The 26,256-nt window shown below is 59.1% G+C and carries 15 protein-coding genes; 14 read left to right on the forward strand and 1 reads right to left on the reverse strand.

Annotated elements, in window-relative coordinates:
- Nucleotides 1–273: 273 nt before the first annotated feature.
- Entirely contained in the window at nt 274–777 is a 504-nt protein-coding gene (locus tag ABH909_RS18925) for a helix-turn-helix transcriptional regulator (protein WP_429436077.1), read from the forward strand.
- Between the two features lie 46 nt (nt 778–823).
- Here ABH909_RS18925 and ABH909_RS18930 read toward each other — a convergent pair whose 3' ends face one another.
- Nucleotides 824–5,878, reverse strand: coding sequence for a trifunctional serine/threonine-protein kinase/ATP-binding protein/sensor histidine kinase (locus tag ABH909_RS18930; protein WP_429439990.1), 5,055 nt, complete (start codon nt 5,876–5,878; stop codon nt 824–826).
- 352 nt (nt 5,879–6,230) lie between these two features.
- Between ABH909_RS18930 and ABH909_RS18935 the strand changes: the two genes are divergently transcribed.
- The 13 genes from ABH909_RS18935 to ABH909_RS18995 all read left to right on the forward strand — a co-directional run bounded on the left by ABH909_RS18935 (nt 6,231) and on the right by ABH909_RS18995 (nt 26,239).
- A complete protein-coding gene (locus ABH909_RS18935; protein WP_429436080.1) occupies nt 6,231–7,223 on the forward strand; it encodes a response regulator in 993 nt (330 codons plus the stop codon).
- A gap of 44 nt (nt 7,224–7,267) precedes the next feature.
- A complete protein-coding gene (locus ABH909_RS18940; RefSeq protein WP_429439993.1) occupies nt 7,268–7,633 on the forward strand; it encodes a response regulator transcription factor in 366 nt (121 codons plus the stop codon).
- A 352-nt stretch (nt 7,634–7,985) separates the two neighbouring features.
- The gene (locus tag ABH909_RS18945) at nt 7,986–8,639 is read left to right on the forward strand and encodes a hydrolase (protein ID WP_008075462.1); all 654 of its coding nucleotides are present in this window, start codon (nt 7,986–7,988) and stop codon (nt 8,637–8,639) included.
- Nucleotides 8,640–8,709: 70 nt separating this feature from the next.
- Nucleotides 8,710–9,714, forward strand: a complete 1,005-nt coding sequence (locus tag ABH909_RS18950) for an MBL fold metallo-hydrolase (RefSeq protein WP_429436083.1) — start codon at nt 8,710–8,712, stop codon at nt 9,712–9,714.
- A gap of 80 nt (nt 9,715–9,794) precedes the next feature.
- Nucleotides 9,795–11,141: an OprD family porin gene (locus tag ABH909_RS18955; protein WP_429436086.1), complete on the forward strand. Its 1,347-nt coding sequence runs from the start codon at nt 9,795–9,797 to the stop codon at nt 11,139–11,141.
- Nucleotides 11,142–11,210: 69 nt separating this feature from the next.
- Nucleotides 11,211–12,587: an NfeD family protein gene (locus ABH909_RS18960; RefSeq protein ID WP_429436089.1), complete on the forward strand. Its 1,377-nt coding sequence runs from the start codon at nt 11,211–11,213 to the stop codon at nt 12,585–12,587.
- Between the two features lie 220 nt (nt 12,588–12,807).
- Nucleotides 12,808–14,373: a methyl-accepting chemotaxis protein gene (locus tag ABH909_RS18965; protein WP_429436091.1), complete on the forward strand. Its 1,566-nt coding sequence runs from the start codon at nt 12,808–12,810 to the stop codon at nt 14,371–14,373.
- Between the two features lie 331 nt (nt 14,374–14,704).
- Nucleotides 14,705–14,923, forward strand: a complete 219-nt coding sequence (locus ABH909_RS18970) for a hypothetical protein (protein ID WP_429436094.1) — start codon at nt 14,705–14,707, stop codon at nt 14,921–14,923.
- Nucleotides 14,924–15,501: 578 nt separating this feature from the next.
- Nucleotides 15,502–16,626 (forward strand): cellulose biosynthesis protein BcsQ, encoded by a 1,125-nt coding sequence (bcsQ, locus tag ABH909_RS18975; protein WP_429436097.1) that lies wholly within the window; start codon nt 15,502–15,504, stop codon nt 16,624–16,626.
- A complete protein-coding gene (gene bcsA, locus ABH909_RS18980; protein ID WP_429436100.1) occupies nt 16,623–18,854 on the forward strand; it encodes a UDP-forming cellulose synthase catalytic subunit in 2,232 nt (743 codons plus the stop codon). Before bcsQ ends, bcsA begins: the two co-directional genes overlap by 4 nt.
- Nucleotides 18,851–21,154 carry a cellulose biosynthesis cyclic di-GMP-binding regulatory protein BcsB gene (gene bcsB, locus ABH909_RS18985; RefSeq protein ID WP_429436102.1) on the forward strand — a complete coding sequence of 768 codons (2,304 nt, stop codon included), beginning with the start codon at nt 18,851–18,853 and terminating at the stop codon, nt 21,152–21,154. Before bcsA ends, bcsB begins: the two co-directional genes overlap by 4 nt.
- A 22-nt stretch (nt 21,155–21,176) precedes the next feature.
- Nucleotides 21,177–22,403: a cellulose synthase complex periplasmic endoglucanase BcsZ gene (gene bcsZ, locus ABH909_RS18990; protein WP_429439996.1), complete on the forward strand. Its 1,227-nt coding sequence runs from the start codon at nt 21,177–21,179 to the stop codon at nt 22,401–22,403.
- A complete protein-coding gene (locus tag ABH909_RS18995) occupies nt 22,379–26,239 on the forward strand; it encodes a cellulose synthase subunit BcsC-related outer membrane protein (protein ID WP_429436104.1) in 3,861 nt (1,286 codons plus the stop codon). Before bcsZ ends, ABH909_RS18995 begins: the two co-directional genes overlap by 25 nt.
- Nucleotides 26,240–26,256: the final 17 nt, after the last annotated feature.

Genomic DNA, 26,256 nt, shown 5'->3' on the forward strand with positions numbered 1-26,256 from the left:
GTACTTTACCTGTACAGTATCCAGACGCAAGACTGGCGTTGTCAATCCACAGAACGTTTTGAAAAAACTGCTTCCTTCGACCAGACGCTGCCCCATACCTTAGATGATTGGCGCTTGTTCAATCAGAAGGCGAAAAGTAATCAAGCTGGCTGGCCTTGGAAGGTTATGAACCGGAGTCGATGTGGGCGCAGTCTTTCATAACTCTTAAGGTTTGCTTAAGGACTTTAAATGTCGCTGGCGGACAGACTTTCCTGAACGATCAGGAGAGCTGCCATGAACCCGCAAACGGTAGATTCAGACACCCCACGTCCCCTTGCGCGACCGCTGGGTGCCCTGTCCAGCTGGCAGGAGCGTCGCGCCAAGGAGTTGATGCTGCGTGACATGAGCAGCTGCGTGCGCATCAGCGATATTGCCGAACACTGCAACCTGTCCCGCAGCCATTTTTCCCGGGCATTTAAAAAGGTTACTGGCTACTCGCCTCAAGGCTGGCTGATGAGGATGAAGATTAAAAAAGCCAAAACCCTGCTAAGCACCTCAATACCGATTACTGAGGTGGTCTATGAATGCGGTTTTGCGGACCACTCGCATTTCACCCGCACCTTCAGCCGCCTGGAAGGGATGACACCCAAGGCATGGCGTCGGGCCTTTGAACATGCAACGAGCCATCTTCCCCAGCCGCCAGTGATCGATCGGGACATACCCGATTGGAGCCTTCGCGATAGCCTGGTCGAGGGCGTGGGACAGTTGCGCGTGCAGGATCTGCACGTGTGGAACTGATCGAGGTCGACAAAACGCTCCCTTTGGCCGCTTATGCGGCCCTTTTTTATCCGGCGCTGGTCGGCGCCAGTGGCAGGTTGAAACAAATCCGGGCGCCCTGCTCGCTGTCCTCAACGACCAGCGTCCCACCGTGCGCGCCAATCACCGACCTGCAAATGGCCAGCCCCATTCCCATGCCGCTGGCTTTGGTGGTGTAGAACGCATCGAAGATCTGCTCGCGCTGGTGCGCGTCAACGCCGGGCCCGTTGTCCTGAAAGCAGACCTGCACATGAATATCCTTCACCGCTGAACTGATGATAATGCGCCCTTGCGGCAACCCCGCTCCGGCGATGGCCTCCAGCGCATTGGTGATGAGGTTGAACACCACCTGTTGGATCTGCACCGCATCGACCCACACAGGGCATTGCGCCTTGAGCCGGGTTTGCAATTGTACGTTGCGGTTCGCCAGGTCGATGGCGGCCAGGCGCACGACCTCACCGATCAAATCATCGATCTGCACTGACAACCGTTGCAATGGCGTTTGTTTGGCGAGCGCACGCAGCGCCTGGACAATGTCGGCAGCGCGGGCGCTGTCGGAACGAATGTCTTCGAGCCCTTGAATGGCTTCTTCCAGATCGGGCTGATCACGCTTGAGCCAGCGCAGGCTGGCCGAGGCGTTGGACAAAATGCCCAGCAGCGGCTGGCTGATTTCATGGGCAATCGAAGCCGAAAGCTCCCCCATAAGCTTGAGGTGCGAGCTACGCGCCAGTTCAGCCCGGGAGCTGCGCAAATCCGCTTCCATCTGCGCACGCAGCTGGTTGTCCTCGACCAGTCGTGCATACAGCTGGGCGGTTTGCAGTGACACAGCGGCCTGGGAAGCGAGAATTTCCAACATGGTCAGGCGCTCGGCGCTGAACAGATGGGGGACGAGGCTGTTCTCCAGATAGACCACACCGATCAACATATTCTGTTTGAGTAACGGCAGGCACAACATGGAGCGCGTCTGGCGCCGTTGCAGATCGGCGCCGTAGGCCTCGGGACAATCAGCCCGGGCATCATCAATCACCAGAGGTATGCGGGTGCGCATGGTCGCGTTAAGTACCGAGGACGGCGCCAACTGTTCGAGCGGTTGCAGGGTGTCCAATGTGACGCGCACGTTGCCGACCTCGACAGAAGCCGTCGCTGCCACTTGCAGTTCAGTACCATTGACAATTATCAGAACGCCATTGTCGGCACCGGCCTGAATCATGAGGTGATTCATCAAGGTTTCGATCAGACGTTCGAGCAACACCTCCTGCGAAAGCGCACGCGCCGCCTCGATTCCCACTTCAAGATCTAGCCGGACCTGGGTCACGGGCCGGGCCGGCTCGAACGACGGTTCAGCCCTCAGAAACGGATGCAAGGTCTCCAACTGACGGGCCTTGCCGCAAGCGCCCCACAGGTTGTAGCAGTCGCGCGCGACGCGTAGATGGTGGTTGGCGCCGGAGACCAGTCCGTTAGGTAAGCAGATATTGGCCAGTTGTTCGTGGGCCAACGCCTGCTCATGGATAAAACCGGCCGCCGCCGCGGCGATCTGCGACTGATCGAAGCAGCGGATGGCCACCAATTCCTGACCACGCAAACGGGCAATCACCCCTTCGATCAGCAGCAGTTTGCTGCGGAAGGTCGTCGGGTTGAGCTCAACCCATGACAGAAACCGCTGACGGTGCTGCTCGAGCTTTTGTAGCTTTTCGACCACCTCACCGGGCGCCTGCGCACTGCCCATCGCCAGACTGTAAAACAGGTAGTAATCAGCAAGATTGATATGCGCCGGAATGGACCAGGTCAGCACCGCAGCTTCTTCGAAACGTCGCAATGCATAACGGATATCACCGAAATAAAACGCGGACATGCCGGAATACAGCCACGAAAAGAACAGAGTCGTTTGTGACACGTTGCAGCGATCGATGGGGCCGAACCTGTCATGTTCCATGCCATCCAGTTCGGCCAGCGGCCGGTGCGTGCGCCCTTCTCGCAGATCGGTAGCGAACGCCTGTTGCGCCAGCAGGATGCGTTCGATGTCGACGTAATGGAATTGACGCACCCAGGCCAGGCCCTGATCCAGTTCGTTCAATACCCCTTGCAAGGGTTCGCCCATGAACAGCAGGTCGGAGCCGATGTGGTTGCAGGCATAGCAGGACATACCCAGGTCGCCGCCAGCCTGGCCACATTCCAATGCAGCGAAAGCTGTCTGTCGGGCGTAGGCCATCGGCCGGGTCCACGGGCAGACCTGATCGAGCGCTACCAGCGTACCTGTGCGCCCTGCTTCATAGCCGTGCTTGTTGGTGAGTGCAAGGGCCACTTCGGCATAGGCTAGCCCGTCCACATATTCACCATAGCGCTCGGCAATCATTACGCCAAACCAGGCAAACCCATAACCACAGCTCGGCGTGGTGCCATGCATCAGCGTGAGTTCGACCATTTTCGCCAGGTGCAGCAAACGAATATCGTCATTGACGAAGAACGAGGAAATCAGCGTGCTGAGCAACTCCATGGCGGCTTCGATAGGCCGGTCATTCGCTTTGGGTAAATGCACCAGATCAGCGATCTGACGTGTGCCGAGGAGTGCACGTACCTGGAAAAACGCCAAGGTCAGCTGTTCCTGCGAGGGGTTGCGCTGCAGGGGAATGTCCAACAGGGTCAGACCGCTCAGGGCCTCGGTTATCGCGCCCTCGTAATCGGAGTGCAGCGTGCGCAAAGTGGCGCGTAACCGATAGGTCTTCGCGCGGTCGAGCACTGTGGTGGCGTGGCTCAGGCAATCGTCCAGGCGTCGTTGGGCGCCGGACAGATCGGCCAGGAGCATGTCGCACTCGGCAGCCAGCCATTGGGTAGCGAACGCTTGGGTGTAGAGGCTTGACCAACCCGTCTGGCCGAGCAAGTTCTCGGCAGTGCGCAGAAAACCCACGGCCTGCTCGACGGCGGCAGTGTCCCTGGCGCGTTCGGCGGCTTCGACCAACAGTTCAACGAACGCGGCACGGCGATGCGCTTCCAGCGTATCGACGTCAATACGCTGGATCTGGCTGGCGACTTCAAAAACACGTTCATGTATCTGCTCGCCCCACTGATCCAGCATGGCGCCGGCGATACGGGCATGTTCGGCAGCGCGTCCCGACTGCGCAGGAAGCTGGCAGGCGGCCTCTAGTACACGGTCGTGGGGAAACACCAGTTGCTCGCGTTCGCGCAGCAAAAATCCAGCATCGACCAGGCTTTGCACATCGCGTGTCATCTGTTCTGGATCATAGGGCACCAGCTGGTGCAGCAGCGATTCGTCACAGCGCCCGCCGACATAGCCGGCGGTGCGTATCACCTCACGCTCCATCGAAGACAGCCGTTCGAGTCGCTGCACCATCAAGTCGGCGACATTGTCCGCATAGCGATAACCGTCCACCTCCTCCTGGTTCCAGACCCAGCGGCGGGACTGCACGTCAAAGCGCACCAGATGCTCATCGATCAACGCCCGCAATACCTGGCTCACAAACAGCGGGTTGCCGGCCGTCTTGTAATGCACGACATGTGCGAGCGCTTCAATATGCGCGGTGGCAGTGTCCAATTCAGCGGCGATCAGTTCTGCGACCGCAGACACTGACAACGAACCGAGCATGACGCGTGTACAGGGCACCGATTGCTCACGTGCGAGTACCTCGAACAATCCGCCCTCACCTTCGAGCGCGTGCGACTCGGTCTCGCGGTATGCCAGAAAGAGCACGAGATGTCGGGGCTGCCGATCGACGAAGGCCTGAAGGAACGAGAGGGTCGAATCGTCCGCCCACTGCACATCATCCACAAACAGCACCAGGGGTCTGCCTGGCTGAGCGAAGACTTCCAGTACATCGAGCAGGGTGCGGTTGGCGCGATCGAGCGCATGTCGGGCCGGCATGTTCGGCAGCTCAGGCGTGACACCGATGACCAGCTCAGCCTCGGGCGCCAGCTCCACAAGGACCCTGCCCCGCCCCTTTAGCCGTTCGACCAGTTGATCGCCAAGCGTCTCCAGCTCCAACGCTGGCTTGCCCAGCAACTGGGTCATTAGCGATCTGATAATTTCCGACAAGGGTGCGTAGGGAATGTCCTGCTGTTGCAGATTGCTCTTGCCGCTGGCCCAGTAGCCGGGCGCCAGCGGACGGATACCCTGATGGATCAGCGTCGACTTGCCGGCGCCCGGCGCGCCGCCGACCAGCAGGACCCGGGCGACGCCATCGCTGCGGACCTGATGCAACAATTCAATCAGCTGCGCGCGCTCGATCTCTCGACCGAACAGAGCACCGCCGCGGGCCACAGAAGGCAACGCATCGAAAGCGCCCAGCCGAAACGCGTCGATGCGCTCATGCTCCAGCCATTGCTGTTGGCACCAGGCCAGATCCGCGGCCATCGATGCGGCGCTTTGATAACGGGCACCCGGCTCTTTCGCCAAGCCTTTGAGCAGCACTCGACAGATACCTTCCGGCAGACCGGCGACATGTATCACCGGTGACTCCGGCTGGACGGCAGCTTGCACGTGTAGCCATTGGGATGGGTCACGGGCAGTGAGCGGCAGGTTGCCGGTCAACGCTTGATAAAGAATCGTCGACAGGGCATAGACATCACTGCGCGCGTCAAAACTGGCGTCATCGCGCCGCAGCTGCTCGGGGGCCAGATACGGCCATTGCTCCAAGCCAGGCAATTCAGCGACGGGCGTCTCCCCACAATGGCTGTGAAAACCCAGGAGCTTGACCGAATTGGCAGCATCCACCATCAAGTGGTGGGGTTGCAGACTGGCATGTCGCACGCCCACTTTCTGCGCACAGGAAAGCGCATTGGCCGCCGCGACGGCGATGGCCAGAAAGCGCCCCAGTGGCAGCCCGGTATCACTGATCAGATCCATCAGCGGCGTTTGCGTCGAGGGATAGAGCAACAAGGGCCCTTCGGCCGAACGGATGAATGCGACAGGGGCAATCGCCCAGGCCGGATCCAGGCACAGGTGAAAATCGCGCTCCAGCCGCTGGCATGTGGCAGGCCGCTGGATCGGCGCCCGGGCGGCGATCCAGCATGTCCCCGATTGCGGGTCCTGAAGCGTGAACCAGGTCAGATCGTTTTCCCGGCGCAGCATTGCGAAGGCACAACGTTCCAGCCAGGCTTCATCGTGGACGACTTCAAGGTGGTGGGATCTGGATGCTGAGGGAACACTGCCGGGCATGAGAAATCACCGCTAAAGATTCGTTTCAGGCTGAGCCTCGAGAATATACGTACCGTTCTGGCCAGATAAATGCGGACGAACGATCTTGTCCGTAACCGGCACCATGATGGCCGTTGAGAGGCCCTGTGCCGGCGGTTTTCGCACCTGAAAATCACGCGTGTTATCCCTCGGGATAATTGCAATATGTCGGGCCGTCCCCTAGCGTGTAGACCAGATGAATCGAAGCTTCCCCAAGATTCCTCCCCAACGCAATGCAGAGAAACACATGATCCGACTCGGCCAAGCCACTATTTCCCTGGAACGGCGCGAAGCCTTTCGTGATGGACAGCCATTGCGTGTCGGGGGCCGGGCGTTCGAAATCCTCTCAGTGCTGATGCAGGCCGATGGCCGGATCGTCAGTAAGGACGAATTGATTACCCAGGTCTGGCCCGACACCATCGTTGAGGAAAATAATCTGCAGGTGCAGATTTCTTCGCTGCGCAAGTTGCTCGGAGAAAAACAACTTATCCAGACGGTCCCGCGTCGAGGTTATCGATTATTGAAAGAACGTGAACCGCCCCTGCCCTCGTTCCATCCGATGGTTCCGGGCCCCTTGGCGTCTCAAGATCAGGAGACGATCGATCCTGACAGCGTGCCGGTGTTCATCGTGGACGATGAAGCCTCCGTGCGCACAGCGCTCAGTCGATTGCTGCGAGCCGAAGGCATCGCGCACCGGATATTTTCCTCGGCGGAGGAGTTGCTTGGCGCTGATCTCAACATCGGCCCCGCTTGCCTGTTGCTGGATATAAGCCTGCCCGAGGCGACAGGACTGGAATTGCAATCGACGCTCGGACAACGCGGCCATCCGTGGCCGGTCATCTTCATGACCGGTTTCGGCACCATCCCAATGTCGGTGCAAGCCATGAAAGCGGGAGCGGTGGAATTCCTGACCAAACCTTTTAATGACGACCAGTTGCTGGACATCCTGCGCACCACCCGTCAGCGCGCAGCGACGGCGTTCGTGCAATGGCAACGCATTCAGAGCGCCCGTCAAAGGGCGGTCCTGTTGACACCCCGTGAGCGCGAAGTGCTGCCGCTGATCGTCGCTGGGCTGTCCAACAAGCACATCGCCAACCGGCTAGGCACCAGTGAAATCACCGCCAAGGTCCACCGCAAACACATCATGGAGAAGATGCAGGCGCGTTCGCTGGTCAGTCTGGTCAGCCTGTATGGCCTGATCAGCGCAGAGCCGGCGCCAGCCATGCAAGGTTCTTCATGACTATCGGCACTGGCGGCGCCGCCCCCGCACTGTCCGGCAATGCCATGATCATCGTCTGCATCGTGGACGACGATGCGTCCGTACGCAAAAGCCTGGCCAATTTGCTCCGGTCAGCGGGCTACCGCTCTCGGGTATTCGCTTCGGGTGAAGAATTCCTGGCTCTCGAAAACTTCGATGACGTCGCCTGTCTGCTGCTGGATCTGAAAATGAAGGGCCTTAGCGGAATAGACGTCATGCAAGCGCTTGCCCACCTGGACATAAAGTTTCCGGTGATATGCATGTCGGCCTACTGGGATGAAGCGACCCTGATTGAATCCAGCCGCTACGGCGCCAGTGAATGTCTGCGCAAACCCTTTACCGGCGATGCGTTATTGACCGCTGTCGAGATTGCGCTTCAACCGCGGCACTAGAGTCATCAGGATAAAACACCGCCAGTGCTCGCGCCCTCACCTGTGCCGGAACCATTCGACAGCACCCAATTCAGGCCGCTACAGGTCCATATCACTGGGCGTGAATCATTTCCCCTCATCTGCAGTCCTCAAGTGACGCCCATCGCTGCCGTCACCCGGTAAGCACTGCGCTGTCTTATCGAGAAAACCGCACGCTATCGCACAAACATCCCAAACCACAGCACACCTGTTCAATCTCGGCCTTGTGGAATGCGTGACCATTTCCCCCACGAAAGACCCGATGACTTTTTCATCAGCTCAACGGCACTTGTCGTCGCAAATAACCCTCGCCCAATGCTTAAGGAAAAATATCATGGCCCTCGCAAAAGCAGCTCCAGGCAAAACCCTTCTTACCCCAACTGACCATACCTTGATCATGATCGATCATCAGTCGCAGATGTCCTTCGCAACCAAATCGATTGATGCCGTGACCTTGCGTAACAACGCCGCGCTGGTAGCCAAGGCTGCCCGGGGCTTCGAGGTATCGACCATCCTCACCACCGTTGCCGAGAAAAGCTTTTCCGGCCCGATCTTCGACGAGATCAAGTCAGTGTTTCCGGATCACAAGGTGATCGACCGCACCAGCATGAACACCTGGGAAGACGAACGCATCGCCGTTGAAGTCAACGCCTTCGGCAAACAGAAAATCGTCCTCGCCGGTCTGTGGACCTCTGTGTGCATCGTCGGCCCGGCGCTGTCAGCTATCGATCAAGGGTTTGAGGTGTATTTCATCGCCGATGCCTGTGGCGATGTCTCCATTGAAGCCCATGAAATGGCCGTGCAACGCATGATCCAGATCGGCGCCCGCCCGATGACAGCACTGCAATACCTGCTGGAACTGCAACGTGACTGGGCTCGCAGCGAAACCTACGAAGAAACCGTCAAGACTTCGATCGCCAATGGCGGCGCCTACGGCCTGGGGCTGATCTACGCCAAAACCATGTTCCAGGCCTCTGAAGGCCATTAAGCAATGACAGCGGCTGCGCACAGGCGTAGCCGCTTTTCACGCCTTTCTTATTGCAACCAGGACGCAAGCCATGAGTCTTCTCCAGCACCTCCCCTCCTACTTCAAGGGTTCACTGATGGCCCTGAGTCTCACGCTTGCAGGCAATCAAGCCCAGGCGGCGCCACCGCCGCCCGTGCAAACCCAGGTCCCCGGCTATCAGCGCCTGGCAGTGGGTGAATTCGAGATCACCGCGCTGTTCGATGGCTACAACGACCTCGGGCCGACGCTGCTCAAAGGCCTTTCGCAGAAAGACATTCGCTCCCTGCTCGAACGCAAGTTCATTTTTACTCCAGGCATGCCGACCGCGTTCAACGCATTCCTGATCAACACCGGTAAAAACCTGGTACTGGTAGATGCCGGTGCCGGTGCCTGTTTCGGCGAAACTGCGGGCTGGCTGCCCGATAACATCCGCGCTGCCGGTTACCAACCTGAGCAAGTGGATACCGTGTTGCTCACCCACATGCATGTCGATCATGTCTGCGGCCTGATCAATGCCAAGGACGAGCCGGTGTTTGCCAACGCCACCGTGTATGCGGCGAAACCAGAGGCCGATTACTGGCTCAGTCAGGAAAACCTGGACAAGGCTCCAAAAGACGCCCGTGGCTACTTCGAGATCGCCCGTAAATCCGTGGCGCCCTATGTCGCCGTCCAGCGGTTCAAAACCTTCACCCCCGAACAATCGCTGGTGCCCGGCGTAACCGCGGTCAGCCTGCCCGGCCATACACCCGGCAGCAGTGGTTACACGTTCAGCTCCAACGGCCAGAGCATTCTGTTCATGGGAGACCTGGTCCACAGCTTTGCCGTGCAGTTCCAGCATCCAGAAGTGAGCATCGGCTTTGATGTGCAGGGTAAACAGGCCGTCGTGACGCGCGAAAAACTGTTCAAACAGGTCGCTCATGACCGTACCTGGGTTGCTGGTGCTCACTTGCCCTTCCCCGGTATCGGGCATATCAGCAGTCGCGAAAAAGCCTTCGCCTGGGTGCCCGTCGAATACGGCCCTTACCAGCGACCGAAAAATGTTCCGCTGATCCAGTGATCACCCCCCCGGACATAACCCGACTTCACTGCGGGAGTTCCCCACTCCCGCCTGTCTATAAAGGTTCGTGAGCAGTGCTGATGTATGCATCCAAAGCCCTCAACACGACCGGACTCTGGGCGCCCTTCTGGTTGGTCATGTTGCTCACCAGTACAGCCGCAACCGCGATCGCCGCCGAGCCTGTACACACCGCACAAGGTTTGCTGGCAGGGTCGACGCTTGAGGTGCTCAGCCGAAACTTTTACCTCAACAATGACTATCGATCGCCCTCGCCGACAGACAAGAGTTACAAACAGGAATGGGCTCAGGGTTTCATCGTATCGTTTGAATCCGGGTTCACTCCCGGCATGATTGGGATGGGTATCGACGCCCATGGATTCCTCGGCTTGAAACTGGACGGTGGCAAGGCACATTCCGGGACGGGATTGTTGCCTCTGGATCAGGACGGTCGCAGCGAAGACCGCTACTCCAGTGGCGGTGGAGCCCTGAAGCTGCGAGCCTCTCGCACCCTCTTGGCGTTCGGCGAAATGACTGTTGAAACTCCGGTGTTCGACACGGCAGACAAACGCCTGCAACCGGAATACGCCACGGGCGTGTTGATCGACAGCCGTGAAATCGATGACGTGCATCTGGAGGCCGGTCACTTCACTGCGTTCAAGAATATGGATGCGTCCACCAGCAAGGGCGACTTTTCCGGCTACGGTGTGAGCACCGGCACGGGCGGCATCGATTTTATCGGAGCCAACCTGTTCGAAGATCGTCCAGTGGGCGGCGCCTTTTATGCCTCGCAACTGAGCGACACCTGGCGTCAGTACTACGCCAACCTGCACCTGAAGCAGTCCGGTTTTTTTTTCGATGGCAATCTTTACCACACTCAGGACTATGGCGATGCCGTGGCAGGAGCGATCGATAACAGCGCCTACAGCCTGTCGGGCAAATACACCACCGCAGACCAAGCCTTCACCCTCGCCTATCAGAAAATCAACGGCGACACACCCTTCGACTTCGTCGGTGGTGATTCCATCTACCTGGCTAACTCGATCAAGTACGCTGATTTCAACGGCCCCCATGAACGCTCCTGGCAGGTGCGCTACGACTTCGACTTCGGCACTTTCGGCCTGCCCGGCTTGAAGTTCATGACCCGCTACGTAACCGGGCGTGGCATCGACGGCACCCAGGCCCCCAAGGGCGGCGCTTATCACCCGTTCGACCCGGGCACCGGCGATTACCAACCTCAACAAGGGCATGGCGGCCGGCATTGGGAACGCGATATAGACCTGCGCTACATCGTGCAGTCGGGCCCGGCCAAGGACTTGTCCGTGCAGCTGTCCCATGTGACGCATCGAGCAAACAGCGCTCAGGCCGGCGATGATATCGATCGGGTTTATGTGGTTATCGAGTACCCGCTCAAGCCGGGATCGCTTTGAGCGTCCAAAGTAGACTCAACTACGCTTTAAGTGAGGTTGCAGGCTGTCATACCCACAACTGGAGGTCCCGTGAACAGTCATTGGTGGTGCCGCCTGTTCTTGCTAATCATACTGATCGGGTTATCGACGGGTTCGACGATGGCGGCAGGTAGTGTCGTGGTACTGACTGTCAACGATGCTATCGGTCCGGCCAGTGCCGACTACGTGGAGCGCGGCTTGACGCGTGCAGTGACCGAGGGCGCGCAGTTGGTGGTCATCCGCCTCGACACCCCCGGCGGGCTAGACACCTCGATGCGCTTGATTATTAAGGCGATTCTGGCCAGCCCCTTGCCAGTGGCAAGTTTCGTCACTCCCAGCGGCGCACGGGCGGCCAGCGCCGGCACTTATATTTTATATGCCAGCCACATTGCCGCGATGACCCCCGGCACCAACCTGGGCGCTGCTACACCGGTGCAGATCGGCGGCCTGCCCGGGACCGCGCCCGAACCGCCGGGCTCCCCCCCCAGCGACAAGGATTCTGCGCGTGAGTCGCAAGACGCCATGACTCGAAAACAGATCAACGATGCAGCGGCTTACATCCGTGGCCTTGCGCAACTGCGCGGACGGAATGCCGACTGGGCCGAACAAGCGGTACGTGAATCGCTCAGCCTGTCGGCCCACGAAGCGCTCAAACTCAAGGTGGTCGATTATGTGGCCAATGACGTGGCAGACCTGCTCAAGCAACTGGACGGCAAGAGCCTGAATGTCTCTGGTCAAATGTTAAAGCTGAACACCGCCGGGGCCGCGCTCGTCGACCACGCGCCTGATTGGCGCACACAACTGCTGGCGGTGATCACCAACCCCAGCGTGGCGTTGCTGTTGATCATGTTGGGGGTCTATGGCTTGATCTTCGAGTTCATGAACCCAGGGTCGGGCGTTGGTGGGGTGCTCGGTGGCATCTGCCTGTTGCTGGGGCTGTATGCCCTGCAACTCTTGCCCGTGAATTACGCCGGGGTCGGACTGATTCTGCTAGGGATCGCCTTCATGATTGCCGAAGCGTTTCTACCGAGTTTCGGTGTCATTGGCTTCGGTGGGGTGGTTGCTTTTGTAGTGGGCGCAGTGATTTTGATCGACACCGATGTACCGGGCTTCGGCATTCCATTGGCACTGATCATCGGCGTGGCACTGATCAGCGCCCTGTTGCTGATGACGCTGGTCGGCATGGCGCTCAAGGCCAGACGCCGTGCCTTGGTCAGCGGCGATGCGGGCTTGGTCGGCAGCCAGGCCACGGTGACGGGATTGCTGCCGGGTATGCCGATGAGCGGCTGGGTGCAATTGCAGGGCGAAAGATGGCAAGTTCAGAGCCGCTCGCCCCTGCACCTGGGCCAGCAGGTCCGGGTAGTGGCGCGCACGGGTGTGATGCTGGACGTCGTTGCACTGGAGGAAACGCCATCGCAAGGAGATTGATGCGTGTTCGTGCTGCGAGTCCTGCCGTCCGGATTTTGCGCCACCCGGGCCCGGATCTGGACCAGGACCAGGACCAGGACCAGGACCAGGACCAGGACCAGGACCAGGTCAAAAATATAAATGCAACTCATTGTTATAGAAGAGTTTTTTAGAAAAAAAGACGCTAATCTTTTTCAAGTCCTAGCCGATGGCCTCTTAAAGGAACCAAGGAGCAATCGGAATGAGAAATAACCAGCCCGTTACGCAGCGAGAGATTTCACTCACACCTCAGCAGAAACTCATCTCGACGACAAATGATCGAGGCGTTATTACGTACTGCAATGACGCCTTCGTAGAGATCAGTGGTTTTGATAGAGCCGATCTGATTGGCGCTCCGCAAAATATCGTCCGCCATCCTGACGTCCCCGCTGCTGTATTTGCCCATATGTGGGGTGCTCTCAAGCAAGGTCGCCCGTGGATGGGTATCGTCAAGAACCGTTCCAGAAGTGGCGATCACTACTGGGTCAACGCGTACGTCACACCGATATTTGAAGGCAGCCAGGTTGTGGGCTTTGAATCGGTCAGAGTCAAACCGACGACTGATCAGATTCGTCGTGCTGAATCCCTGTATAAGCGCATCAGCCAGGGAAAACCGGCCATCCCCCGCCAAGACGCTTGGCAACCTGCCCTGCTCCATTGCTTGCCGTACCTGGCCATGGGACTGGCGGGTACCCTGAGTGGCTTGTTCTTCAGCGCGCCCGTGGCGATTGCCGTGGCCGTAGGCATAGCCGTGCCGATCGGCTTGCTCTCTTCACGTTGGCAGATGCGAGGAACTATGCGACTGCTGCAGATGGCTGAGCCTTCTACCTGCGACTCACTGATCGCTCAAATGTACAGCGATGCGCGCGGACCACAAGCCCGCCTGGAAACAGCCTTCGTCAGCCAGACTTCGCGCCTGAAGACTTGCCTGACGCGCCTGCAAGACACCGCCGAGCAACTCAGCGAGCTGGCGGGACAATCCGATGTACTTGCCACTGACAGCTCAAAAGGTCTTGATCGCCAGCGCGTCGAAACCGAACAGGTGTCTACCGCGGTCAACCAGATGGCCGCGACCACCCAGCAAGTCGCCAGCCACGTCCAGCGTACGGCTGATGCCACCCAACAAGCTAACCTGCTGACCCGTCGCGGCCGCGATGTGGCCCGAGACACCCGAGAGGCTATCGAGCGCCTCTCCGAAGTTGTCGGCGAGACAAGTCTGACAGTTGCACAGCTGGCCAGGGACAGCAACGAAATAGGGACAGTCGTTGACGTGATCAAAGGCATCGCCGATCAGACCAATCTGCTGGCACTGAATGCCGCCATCGAAGCAGCGCGCGCCGGCGACATGGGCCGGGGTTTCGCTGTTGTGGCCGACGAGGTTCGCCAACTGGCCCAACGCACTTCGCAATCCACCACCCAGATCCATGATCTGATCACCAAGCTCCAGACATCATCCAACAGTGCCGTGCAGACCATGGAGAGCGGTCATCGTCAGGCCCAAGAAGGTGTGACCTGGGTACTTGAGGCAGACAAGGCATTGGTGGGCATCAGCGAAGCGGTCTCCCACATCACCGACATGACCACCCAGATAGCCGCGGCCACTGAAGAGCAAACTGCAGTTGCCGAAGAAATCAGCCGAAACATCACCACGATCGCAAACTTGGCTGATCAAACCTCGGAACAGGCGCACCAATCGGCAGATCTGAATAAGGAACTGACCAAGACCGCGTCCACGCAGTACTCATTGGTTGAACGGTTTAACCGATAACCGATCAATCCTCATGGAGAGGCCCGCCTCATGCGGGCTTTTACCCGCGTTTTCGTATCCGGCCTGTCATGCCTTCGTCACACCCACTATGCACAATGCGGTCAGCCAAAAGGATTTGGCCCCATCGACAGAGAGCCCGGCCAAGTGCCGGTTTTTTTCGTTCCAGCGACATGCTTTTCACGAAATGCTCACAAAACAGAGCGCAGATTGAACGGACAAAAGGATTTGACCCCATACAGAGAGCCCGCCATGCACGACGCCATGCGCGGGCTTTTTGTTGTCAGCCATTCCCGCTGCTAAGCTCTCCACTCCCTCGAACGGAGTCGAAGCGATGCCCTCCCCTGAATATTCTCTCCCCGATGCTCTTGAACGCCTGCACCACAACCAACTCGCCCTGGAGGCTGCGCTGATGGAGCTGACCTCACTGGTTGAGAAACAAGGCCATGCCACGGCTGGCGACAACGTCCGCAGCGCGCTTCAAACAATCGGTCAGAACGCCGGACACATCAAACAGGGCTTGGCCAAGCTGAGAGCCCAAGGCCCACACTGATCAAGGCAGCCCCAATGGAAAGGCGGGAACAGCCAAAGAAAGACTTTTCTTTAGACGAAAAAATGGACCTCTTTCCAGAGATCCATTTTTTAATGCCTGGGGCGGGAAACGAAACTTCCATCTAGCGTCATGGAAACCCAAGGGGTTCTTTTATTCCTGAGGCAGGAATGGATTTATTTTCAAGGTGTATAAAAAATTTTTGAAATCGTCACCACCCCTTTCAAATACATCAGCCAACTTATTTAATGGATAACCCCGCATCAAATCATTGAAGGGATCAATACTCCATCACGCAGTCTCCTTACAAATACGCCCATTACCCACTACCACATCATACAGCCACCGAAACGTCATCATTGGACGCACTCTAACACTCCACACTTTCCGCGAAAAACATAACACCTTAATAACACTCGAATTAACACTTACAAGCCTCGCTGACTTTTTATAACAATCATTGACACCCAGACGCCGGCATCCTAGATTAATGGCACTCTGCCAACGCCCAGACGATACATCAACTTTGTTAAGTTAATGGAATGCTGAGTTTTTGAGTTATTTCATTCCTGGTACAACGCATGAAATATGTTGACGATATTACAAAACTCTTTACACGTTTTGGCGCCAATGCGCAGAGTTACCAGGAAATACAACCAAACTATAAAGGTTTCAAAGACGATCCGATTACACCTGTACTGGCTGAGCCAGAACAGTCGGTGGCCTTGTCTTCCCCAATATCAACACCCCCTGTGTTTTTTCTGGACGAGGCACAGCCTTCTTTATTCATGGGCGCGCCCAACTCCCCTCCCCTGACCGAGCCATCTGCAAGTTCTGGTACGGGTGACCGTCAGCGATTGAGCGACCTGTTGCGTGAACTCAACCAGGTTCGTCGAGACGGTCTGCCAGAAACGACTCGCAAGCGGACCAAGGCGAAGGTCATTGCTATCGTTTCGGCGAATGGTGGGGTGGGTAAAAGCACCGTCGCCGCTGGCCTCGCGCAAACACTTCGGCACCCCGGCGGGCGAACCCTCGCGATTGATCTGGACCCTCAGAACGCGCTGTCCAGCCACTTGGGTATCACGAGGCAGGTTCCGGGGCTGATCCAGCTCAAAGAGCAGGATGCAGACTGGGGCGCTCATTGCCTGCCAGGCTTTAGCGACAGTGAGTGCCTGCCCTTCGGCATTGGCGACATGAACGATCGCGGCTTGCTCAGGCAGTTGATGCTTGAAGATTCTGACTGGTTGAATCAGCACCTTGCGTCAATGAACCTCAGCGAAAACGATACCGTGATCCTGGACACGCCTTCGGGTGCGACCGTCTATTCGCAACAGGCACTCGACGCCGCCGATCTGGTGCTGGTGATGACGGTGGCCGACGCGGCCTCCTATCTGGCACTGGACACCATGACCCAGTGGCTGGAAACCACCCGACGACGCGCGCAACGGCACCGGTATGTGCTCAACCAACGGGATGACTCGCGTTCGTTCAGCAGGGACATGGGCGTGTTGTTTGTGCGGCGGCTCGGCGCTGACTTGATCGGGACGATTCGTCTTGATCACCAGTTCAACGAGTCGCTGGCCTATGGTCGGGACCTCTTCCAGTACGCACCTGAGAGCATTGGCTGTCAGGACATTCTTTCGCTGTCCGGCGCGGTCCATGCCCTGCTTTTCGCGGATGCTACCAACCAGCAGGGCACGCCATGACCGCCCAACTGAATCAGCTACCTGCAAAGACGTGGTGGTTGCAGGGGCTGCTGGATACTTTCCAGGATCGCGTCAGTCGATGGCCCGTGCGTTGGCGCCAAGGCCTGAAGATCTCAGCCGGGCTGATCGCAGCATTGTTGGTGCTGGGTATCCTCACTGCGCCGCTGAATCTGTATTCCCAGGCCGCGTTTGCCGCCGTCTGTTTTGCTGCCAGCCTGATCATCCGCAAACAAGCCGGGCGTCTGGCGATCCTGACCCTGATCACCCTCTCGCTGATCGCTTCGTTGCGTTACATGTACTGGCGCTTGTCCGACACTCTGAATTTCGACAACTGGCAGGATGCCGTATTTGGCTACGGGCTGGTGCTGGCCGAACTGTATGCCTTGCTCGTCCTGATCTTCGGCTATGTACAGACCGCCTGGCCGCTGCACCGCAAACCGCAGTTTCTGCAACAGCCACCTGCAGAATGGCCGACGGTAGACGTCTTCATTCCCACCTATAACGAATCATTGGGTATCGTCAAACTGGTGGTGCTCGCAGCTCAGGCCATTGACTGGCCCGAGGGCAAACTGCGGGTGCACATGCTCGATGACGGACGCCGGGAAGAATTCAAGATTTTCTGCCAGCAAATTGGTGTCAACTACATCACCCGTGACAATAATCAACATGCCAAGGCCGGCAACCTCAATGAGGCACTCAAAGTCACCGATGGCGAGTTCATTGCCATATTCGACGCCGACCACGTGCCCACCCGCTCCTTCCTGCAGATCACCATGGGCTGGTTTCTAAAGGACCCAAACCTGGCGTTGCTGCAAACGCCGCACTTCTTCTATTCACCCGATCCGTTCGAAAAAAACCTCGATACCTTTCGATCGGTACCCAATGAAGGTGAGCTGTTCTACGGCCTGGTGCAGGACGGCAACGACCTGTGGAACGCGGCCTTCTTCTGTGGCTCTTGCGCGGTCATCCGGCGGACTCATTTGCTGGAAGTCGGCGGCATCGCCACCGAAACCGTGACCGAGGATGCGCACACGGCACTCAAGCTCAATCGCCGTGGTTTCAATACCGCTTACCTTGCCGTTCCACAAGCGGCGGGATTGGCCACCGAAAGCCTTTCCCGACACATCAGCCAGCGCATACGCTGGGCGCGGGGTATGGCGCAGATTTTTCGGACCGACAATCCGTTGTTTGGCAAAGGACTGAACCTGGGGCAGCGCATCTGCTACCTCAACGCCATGATGCACTTTTTCTACAGCCTGCCCCGCCTGGTGTTCTTGACCGCCCCGTTGGCCTACCTGTTTTTCGACGCGCAGATTTTCCATGCCTCGGCATTGATGGTCACGGTCTATGTACTGCCGCATATTTTCCATTCCAGCCTGACCAACTCCAGCATCCAGGGGCGCTTCCGCCATTCCTTCTGGAACGAAGTGTATGAGTCGGTATTGGCCTGGTACATCATGCGACCGGTGCTGTTGGCCTTGATCAGCCCTTCGCTGGGCAAATTCAACGTGACCGACAAGGGCGGCACCCTCGAAAAGGACTATTTCAACTGGAAGCTTGCGCGGCCTTATATCGTCCTGCTGACCTTGAACATGATCGGTCTGGCGATCGGCGTGGTGAAACTGATCGGCGGTGATTCTGCCGAGGCCACTACCCTGCTGATCAACCTGGCCTGGACCGTGTACAACATCGTCATCGTCAGCACCGCTGTGGCGGTGGCCACTGAGTCCTCTCAGGTGCGCAACGAACCCAGGGTGCCTGCGGATTTGCCCGTGCGCATCTATCGCGAAGACGGCACCTGGTTCGATTGCGTAACCCGGGACTTTTCACAAAACGGCGTGGGTCTGGCACTGCCACCGCAGGTTCTGCTCAGCGTCAATGAGAAGCTGCGGCTGTGCATTCTGCGCACATCGCCCTCAAGCCTCTTTCCCGCCAAAACAGTCTTCAGCAACGACAACGTGGCGGGCGTGCAATTCGAGGCTTTGACCCTGCGCCAGCAAAGTGAGCTGGTGCGTCTGACTTTTTCACGGGCCGACACCTGGGCCAACACGTGGGGTAACGGCCGCCTCGACGCGCCCATGTCGGCGCTGCGCGAAGTCAGCAGCATTGGCTTTCGCGCCATCCTGCGCTTGTTCGTTGCAGCCCTAAAGGACAGCCAGGCGCTGCTGCGCAAACGCCCGGACACTCCATCATCTATCGACTCCACCGCGGACACGCAACGATCTTGAAGCCTTCCACTCGCCGGACCTTTCTTCCTCGTCGCTCACTCATGCTGATCACCTGCTCGTTAGTGAGCTGGAGCGGCTGGGCATTGAGTGCTGCCGCCCAACTCAACGTCACAGAGCCGGCGGTGATGCCGGTCATAACGTTGCCCGGGACCGATGACCCGAGCAACAGCTATACCCGCACCCTCAAGGAGCTGGGCAAAAGCTATTCGATGACCCTTAAAGGCGTGGAGGCCACCGACAGTGTGAACTTCGATGTGCGCGCCGATGAAGTCGTCACGGCGGCGCAGGTCACGCTGCAGTACAGCTACTCACCGGCGCTGCTGGCCGACCTTTCGCAGATCAATGTGCTGGTCAACGATCAAGTGGCCGCCAGCCTGCCCCTGCCGAAGGAAGAGGCCGGTAAATTGCAGACCCGGACCGTGCAGATTCCGCCGCAGACCATCACCGAATTCAACCGGCTCAGCCTGCAGTTCATCGGTCACTACACGATGCAATGTGAAGATCCTTTGCACTCCAGCCTATGGGCCCGGATCGGCAACGAGAGCCAGCTGAGCCTCCAGGTGTCCTCGATTAAACAGCCCAATGACTTGTCCGCCCTGCCGCTGCCCTTGTTCGATCGTCGAGACGCCTCGCCCCTGAAGTTGCCCTTCGTGTTCGCCGCGCGCCCGGGCGGCCCTGAGCTTGAGGCCGCCGGTATCCTGTCGTCCTGGTTCGGCGCCTTGGCCAGCTACCGTGGCGCAACCTTCCCCGCCAGCCTCACCAGCCTGCCGGCCAAAGGCAACGCCGTGGTGTTTGTCAGCGGCAGCGAAACAACGACCGTGAGTGGCTTACCGATCAAAGAGGCCACGGGGCCGACATTGACGCTTGTGAGCAATCCCAATGATGCTCAGGGCAAACTGTTGATCGTCTCCGGGCGTGATGGCGCCGATCTCAAGGTCGCCGCGACTGCACTGGCCCTCGGTAGCTCGGCCTTTTCCGGGCAGAGCGTAGTGATCGACCGGATCGACTCGCTCAAGCCACGCCAACCGTACGACGCACCTAACTGGCTGCCCTCCGATCGGCCGGTTCGCCTGGGTGAACTGGCGACGCCCGCAGAGCTCAATGTGTCGGGTTATAACCCGGGGCAAATGACGGTTGCGCTGCGCTTGCCACCCGACCTGTTCAACTGGCGTGAGCCCGGTGCGCAGCTTGACCTGAAATACCGCTATACGCCGCAACCGGTCTCCACCAACTCCTCGTTGCTGGTCAACTTCAACGACACCTTCATCAAGTCGATCGATCTGCCCTCGATAGAGAAACTCGGCAACAGCGACAGCCTGCTGGCGATGCTCAAAACCGATGACAGCCTGGCCCGCTCGTCGCGCATGCTGTTGCCGCTCAATTCCGTAGCGCTGCAATCGCGCCTGCAATTTCGCTTCATGTATGACTACATCAAACAGGGCGAATGCCGCGACATCATCATCGACAACATGCGCGGTGTGATCGACCCGGACTCGACCCTGGACCTCAGCCAATACGAACATTTCATGGCCATGCCCAACCTCGGAGTGTTCAAGGACAGTGGCTTCCCGTTCACTCGCATGGCCGACCTTTCTGAAACATCGGTAGTCCTGCCCAACGAGCCAGGCCCAGCCGATCTGAGCGCCTATCTGACCCTGCTGGGCCGCTTCGGCGACTCCACCGGTTACCCGGCCACCGGCGTGAAGGTGGTCCATGCCGACCAGGTGGCCGAGCAAAACGACCGGGATTTGCTGGTGTTCGCCTCTGGCAACAATCAGCCACTGCTTGAGCAATGGCAAAACCTGCTGCCGGCCAAGGGCGAAGACGCTGCGCAGTACGTTGAACTGTCTGACCTGCCCTTGCGTCTGCGCAACTGGATCAGCCCGGATACGAAAACCAATCTGCGTGAAGCGCGCAGTAGCTTCAGGTTTACCGCTGACGATGGCAGTGCTTATCTGACTGGATTCGAATCGCCGCTCAAGAGTGGCCGCAGTGTGGTGTTTATCGCCAGCGCAAGACCCAACGGCTTGGCCGACGTAACCAACGCCCTGCTCAGCAACGAAGAAAACGCCCGCGAGTTGCAAGGCAGTCTGGTGGTGGTCAGGGGTAAGCATGTCGAGTCGCTGGTCGCCGAGCAGGATTACTACGTCGGGAGCCTGGGTCCATTGCGCTATCTGCAGTGGTATCTCTCGCAAAACGTGATGGCGCTCATGCTGTTCACGCTCCTCGGGATCCTGCTGCTTGCTTCGATGGCCTACCTGGCCCTGCGCTTACGAGCCAAACGTCGTCTTGGTCAATGAGCCGCGCATGCCTGTGTCGTCCATGAGCCGCCGAGGTGTTTCACTTCGCCAGTACCTGCGTGGTAACACATGCAGGTTGAGCGCTGTGCTTGTGCTTGCCCTGCTGACGCCTGCGATAGCGGCCGGGAAATCCTGTGAGTCGCCAGCCTGGCCACTGTGGCAAACCTATGCAACGCGCTTCGTCCAGGCCGACGGCCGGGTTCTGGAATCGAGCCAGGAAACCAATCACAGCACCTCTGAAGGGCAGTCCTACGGCATGCTCTTCGCACTGATCGGCAACGATCAGCGACGCTTTGACAAACTCTGGCGCTGGACCTCAGCCAACCTCGCAGGCTCCGCCACCGCCACACGCCTGCCGGGCTGGTTATGGGGGCAAGGCACGGACGGTCAGTGGCGCCTGCAAGACGCCAATTCGGCCGCCGACGCCGACCTGTGGATCGCCTACGCCTTGCTCGAAGCCGCACGCCTGTGGGATCGGCCGGATTATCATCAGGACGCCCTGCACCTGATGGCGACGATTGAAGCTCAATTGGTCGTCACGCTGCCCGGGCTGGGCCCGATGGTGTTGCCTGGACCACAGGGCTTCGTCCAGCCGGACGCGCTTTGGCGCTTGAACCCCAGCTATCTGCCACTGCCACTGTTACGACGGCTGGCCAAGGAAGCCCCCTCCGGGCCCTGGCAAGCGATTGCCCACAACACCGCGACGATGATTGCCCAATCCAGCCGCCACGGTTTCGTCGCTGACTGGGTCGGTTATCAAGGCACTTCAGCGCAATCGGGCGCCTTCACAAGCGACCCGATCCACGGCGACACGGGCAGCTACGATGCCATTCGCGTATACCTCTGGCTGGGCATGAGTGACACCTCCGAACCGCTGGCAGCGCGCCTACTCAAGCGGCTGGACGGTATGGCCCGCAGCACTGTCGCAACGGGTTATCCCCCAGAAACAGTCAAGGTTCTCCACGGCACTGTTCAGGGTCAGAGCCCGTTCGGATTCTGGGCGGCACTGATTCCCTACCTTCAGGCCAAGGGCCAACCCGGGTTGGCCGATCAGCAACGACGCCGCGTGGAGCTCGCCTTGCACGAGGCGCTGGCCAGGCCTGATGGCGAAGCCGGTCCGCCGCGTTACTACAACTTCATGCTCAGCCTGTTCGCCCTCGGATGGGCAGATAAACATTACCGATTCCGGGAAGACGGAACGCTGAAACTCTCCTGGGAGACCGCATGCACGCGCACCACCGCACGCTAGCCATCGTCGTCATGAGCGCATGGACGGCTGCTGCACACGCTCAAAGTCCGACACCACAGGCATTACTCGTCGAGCAAGGGCAGTACTGGCAGTTGCGCAACAACCCTCAACGCGCGGCGGAAGTCTGGCTCAAAGTCCTGCTGTTGGACCCGGCCCAGGTTGACGCACTGTATGGCCTGGGCTTGATTGGCGTGCAACAGGGCAAGCCACAACAGGCGCAGCAATACCTCGCCCGCTTGCAGGCCATCCAGCCACCGCCTCGGCAGGCACTGCAATTGGCGCAGGACATCAGTGTGGCCCAACCGCAGAACCAGCAGCGTCTGGAAGAGGCTCGGCGCCTCGTCGATGCCGGTGAGCGTGACAAGGCGACTGCAGTGTTTCGCTCGCTGTTCGATGGCCGTCCACCTCAAGGTACGATCGGCCGCGAGTATTACAACAACCTTGCCTTCAATCAGGCAGATTGGGCTGAGGCACGCAGCGGACTTCAGCGCCTGCAACGCGAGATGCCCAACGACTCGATCGTCGCGCTGTTTTACGCCAAGCATCTGGTGCGCCGTGAAGACAGCCGCGCCGAGGGTATTCGCGCCCTGGTCGCGCTGACCCAGCGTGCCGACATTGCCGGTGATGCCGACGAAAGCTGGCGCCTGGCGCTGACCTGGATCGGTCCGCCCAATCCGGCACAAGTGCCGTTGTTCGAGGCGTACCTCAAGACGCATCCGGATGACGGAGAAATCCGGGCGCAGATGAACAAGGGCAAGCAACAGGTGGCAACGACGGCCAGCAAGGAATGGCAACCGCCTGCCGAAGTCGCGCGCGGCCTGAAGGCGCTCAAAGAAGGCGATCAGGCCACCGCCGAACAGGCTTTTCAAGCACGCTTGAAAAACCGGCCCGATGATGCTGACGCGCTGGGTGGCCTTGGGGTTATTCGCCAGCAGCAACACCGACTGGCCGAAGCGGAAAAGCTCTTGAGTCAAGCCATACGACAAAGCGACGGCAGCCGCTGGCAAGTTGCGCTGAACGAAGTGCGCTACTGGTCAGCATTGCAGCAGGCCCGCGACGTCCAGGCCAAAGGCCAGACAGCCCAGGCACAGGTCTTGGTCAACCAGGCGCTGCGGTTGAATCCAAACGGGGTAGATGCGCGTCTCGCTCTGGCGGACATTCAGGCCGGCGCGGGCCAGTTCGATGACGCTCAGCGCAACTATCGGCAGATTTTGAACCAGCGCCGCGACGACCCTCAAGCACTGGAAGGGCTGGTTAATGTGCTGTTCAAGAGCGGCAAGAACGATGAAGCCCTGCAACTGATCAACAGCCTGCCCGCCACCGGACAGGCAAAGATCGGCCAGTCCGCACGCCTGCAAGCCTTGCGCGCGACACAACTGGCCGCCCTCGCCGAACAACGCAACAACCTGCCCGCTGCGCGCAACGCCTTGCAAGACGCGCTGCGCGTTGAGCCGGACAACATCTGGACACGTTTCGCCCTGGCCCGCCTGAACCTGGCGATGGGCGAACCGCAAAAGGCTCGGGACTTGATCAACGCCATGCTCCAGGCCCGACCCGACAATGCCGATGCGCTTTACGTCAGCGCCTTGCTATCGGTGCAGATGGGTGAGTGGAAAGCCGCCCAGACCACGTTGGGACGCTTGCGCCCCGACCAACGCACTCCGGACATGGACGCGCTGGCCGCTGATGTCAGCCTCAACCTGCAACTGCGCCAGGCGATCGAGTTGGGCAAGCGCGGACAGCGCCAGGAAGCCCTGACCTTGCTCGACCGTATTCAGCCGACGGCCAACAACAGTCCAGATCGCACGGCGAGCCTGGCCTCGGCCTATGTCGACATCGGCGAGCCAACCCGTGCGCTGGCCCTCATGCGCGGCCAGTTGCAAAACACCACGGCGCCCTCGGCGGACTTCATCCTGCAATACGCCGCGGTCCTGCTTAAAACCGGAGAAGACGCACAAGTCAACGAGATTCTGCGCGACCTTCAGAACAGGCCTTTGAACGCGCCAGCTCGCAAGCGTTTCGACGACCTGCTCTATCACTATCGCATCCGCCAGGCTGACCAGTTGCGGGAACGAGGCAATCTGGCCAGCGCTTATGACACGCTAGCGCCGGCCCTGGCGCAACGCCCCGGTGACAGCGCGGCCGTCGCGGCATTGGCGCGGATGTACTCGGCCAACGGCGACACGGCAAAAGCCCTCGAACTCTACAAACCGCTGTTACAACGTCAGCCAAACGACCCGCAACTGCTGTTGGGTGCCGCCGACGCAGCGGTGTTAGCACAGGACACGGCCTTTGCCGAACAGGCACTGCAACAGCTGCTCAAGACTGAACCCGGCAACCCTCAAACGCTGACAGAGGCCGCCCGCCGCTACCAGAACATGGGCCAGACCGGCACGGCGACCGATCTGCTGCGCAAAGCGGTGGCCATTGAACAGAGCGAGAAACGCAGGAGCCAGGGAGGCCAACTGGCCGGCTCGACGTTGGCGGCCAACCCTTTTGCCGGGATTTCGGGTCCACGTAGCGAGGTCAGTCGCGACACCTTGCTGGCAGCGATCCCGCCACCGGTTCAGGAGATGCCGGGCAGCGTGAGGTCTGCCACCCCTTTTGGCATCGACGCCCCGCCACGGCCACAGCAGGCAAGCAATCGATTCGAGTCGCAGCTGCCGCGCTCAGCACTGGTGAGCGAGGACATCAGCCCCGCGCAACTGGCGCTGAATAAAATCCTTCAGGAGCGCAGTGCCTACGTCACCCAGGGCGTGAGCATTCGCAGCAACAACAGTGAGTCGGGGTTGAGCAAACTCACCGATATTGAAACACCATTGGAAATCAATATCCCGCTGGATGAAAGCCGCGTCGCTTTGCGTGTGACGCCCGTCTCGCTGAACGCCGGCAGTGTCAGCGACGATGCACTGTCGCGCTTTGGTAGCGGTGCGCAGAGCGACGGCGTCGGCTCGCAAAAAGCCGAGGGTGTCGGCCTTTCCGTCGCTATTCAACGACCCGCGGATGGATTCAAAGCTGATCTGGGCACCACCCCGCTCGGCTTCAAATACACCACCGCCACTGGTGGCATCAGCATTGATCGACCCGTGAGCGACTCCTCTAATGTCCGTTACGGTGTGAGCGTTTCCCGGCGGCCGGTGACTGACAGCGTCACCTCGTTTGCCGGCACCACGGACAAACGCAGCGGGCAGTCCTGGGGCGGTGTGACCGCCAACGGCGGGCGTGGCCAGTTGAGCTTTGACGACAACGAAGTCGGTGTCTATGGCTACGCCTCCTGGCACCAGCTATTGGGCAACCATGTCGAGTCCAACAGCCGCGGTGAGCTGGGCAGCGGTGTCTACTGGTACCTGCAAAATGCAACGGACAGCAAGCTGACCGTCGGCCTGAGCATGACCGGCATCAGCTACGCCAACAATCAGGACTATTTCACCTATGGCCACGGTGGCTATTTCAGCCCGCAGACGTTCTTCGCCCTGGGCGTGCCAGTGACCTGGGCACAACGCACCGGGCGCTTGACGTATCAAGTCAAGGGCTCGGTTGGCGTGCAACATTTCGAGCAGGACAGCGCCGACTATTTCCCCAACGACAAAGCCCTGCAAGCGGCCTCGGGCCTGCGCTACGAAGGGCAAAACAAAACCGGGATCGGCTACAGCGTCGCCGCGGCGGCTGAATACAAGGTCGCTTCGAACTTCCTGCTGGGTGCCAATCTGGGCCTGGACAACGCCCACGACTACCAACAACTCAGCGGTGCCCTGTCTTTGCGTTACCAGTTCGAAGACATCAGCGGCCCCATGAGCCTGCCGGTCAGCCCGTACACCTCGCCTTATTCCAACTGATCATTCTGGAGCTTTCG

It is taken from the genome of Pseudomonas sp. BS3782 TE3695, from assembly GCF_050435305.1.
GTDB lineage: Bacteria > Pseudomonadota > Gammaproteobacteria > Pseudomonadales > Pseudomonadaceae > Aquipseudomonas.

What these genes read in the sequence shown, in the direction of transcription:
- ABH909_RS18925 (WP_429436077.1), top strand. Translation starts at nt 274, where the DNA reads ATGAACCCGCAAACGGTAGATTCAGACACCCCACGTCCCCTTGCGCGA.
- ABH909_RS18930 (WP_429439990.1), bottom strand. Translation starts at nt 5,878, where the DNA reads ATGCTGCGCCGGGAAAACGATCTGACCTGGTTCACGCTTCAGGACCCG.
- ABH909_RS18935 (WP_429436080.1), top strand. Translation starts at nt 6,231, where the DNA reads ATGATCCGACTCGGCCAAGCCACTATTTCCCTGGAACGGCGCGAAGCC.
- ABH909_RS18940 (WP_429439993.1), top strand. Translation starts at nt 7,268, where the DNA reads ATGATCATCGTCTGCATCGTGGACGACGATGCGTCCGTACGCAAAAGC.
- ABH909_RS18945 (WP_008075462.1), top strand. Translation starts at nt 7,986, where the DNA reads ATGGCCCTCGCAAAAGCAGCTCCAGGCAAAACCCTTCTTACCCCAACT.
- ABH909_RS18950 (WP_429436083.1), top strand. Translation starts at nt 8,710, where the DNA reads ATGAGTCTTCTCCAGCACCTCCCCTCCTACTTCAAGGGTTCACTGATG.
- ABH909_RS18955 (WP_429436086.1), top strand. Translation starts at nt 9,795, where the DNA reads ATGTATGCATCCAAAGCCCTCAACACGACCGGACTCTGGGCGCCCTTC.
- ABH909_RS18965 (WP_429436091.1), top strand. Translation starts at nt 12,808, where the DNA reads ATGAGAAATAACCAGCCCGTTACGCAGCGAGAGATTTCACTCACACCT.
- ABH909_RS18970 (WP_429436094.1), top strand. Translation starts at nt 14,705, where the DNA reads ATGCCCTCCCCTGAATATTCTCTCCCCGATGCTCTTGAACGCCTGCAC.
- bcsQ (WP_429436097.1), top strand. Translation starts at nt 15,502, where the DNA reads ATGAAATATGTTGACGATATTACAAAACTCTTTACACGTTTTGGCGCC.
- bcsA (WP_429436100.1), top strand. Translation starts at nt 16,623, where the DNA reads ATGACCGCCCAACTGAATCAGCTACCTGCAAAGACGTGGTGGTTGCAG.
- bcsZ (WP_429439996.1), top strand. Translation starts at nt 21,177, where the DNA reads ATGAGCCGCCGAGGTGTTTCACTTCGCCAGTACCTGCGTGGTAACACA.
- ABH909_RS18995 (WP_429436104.1), top strand. Translation starts at nt 22,379, where the DNA reads ATGCACGCGCACCACCGCACGCTAGCCATCGTCGTCATGAGCGCATGG.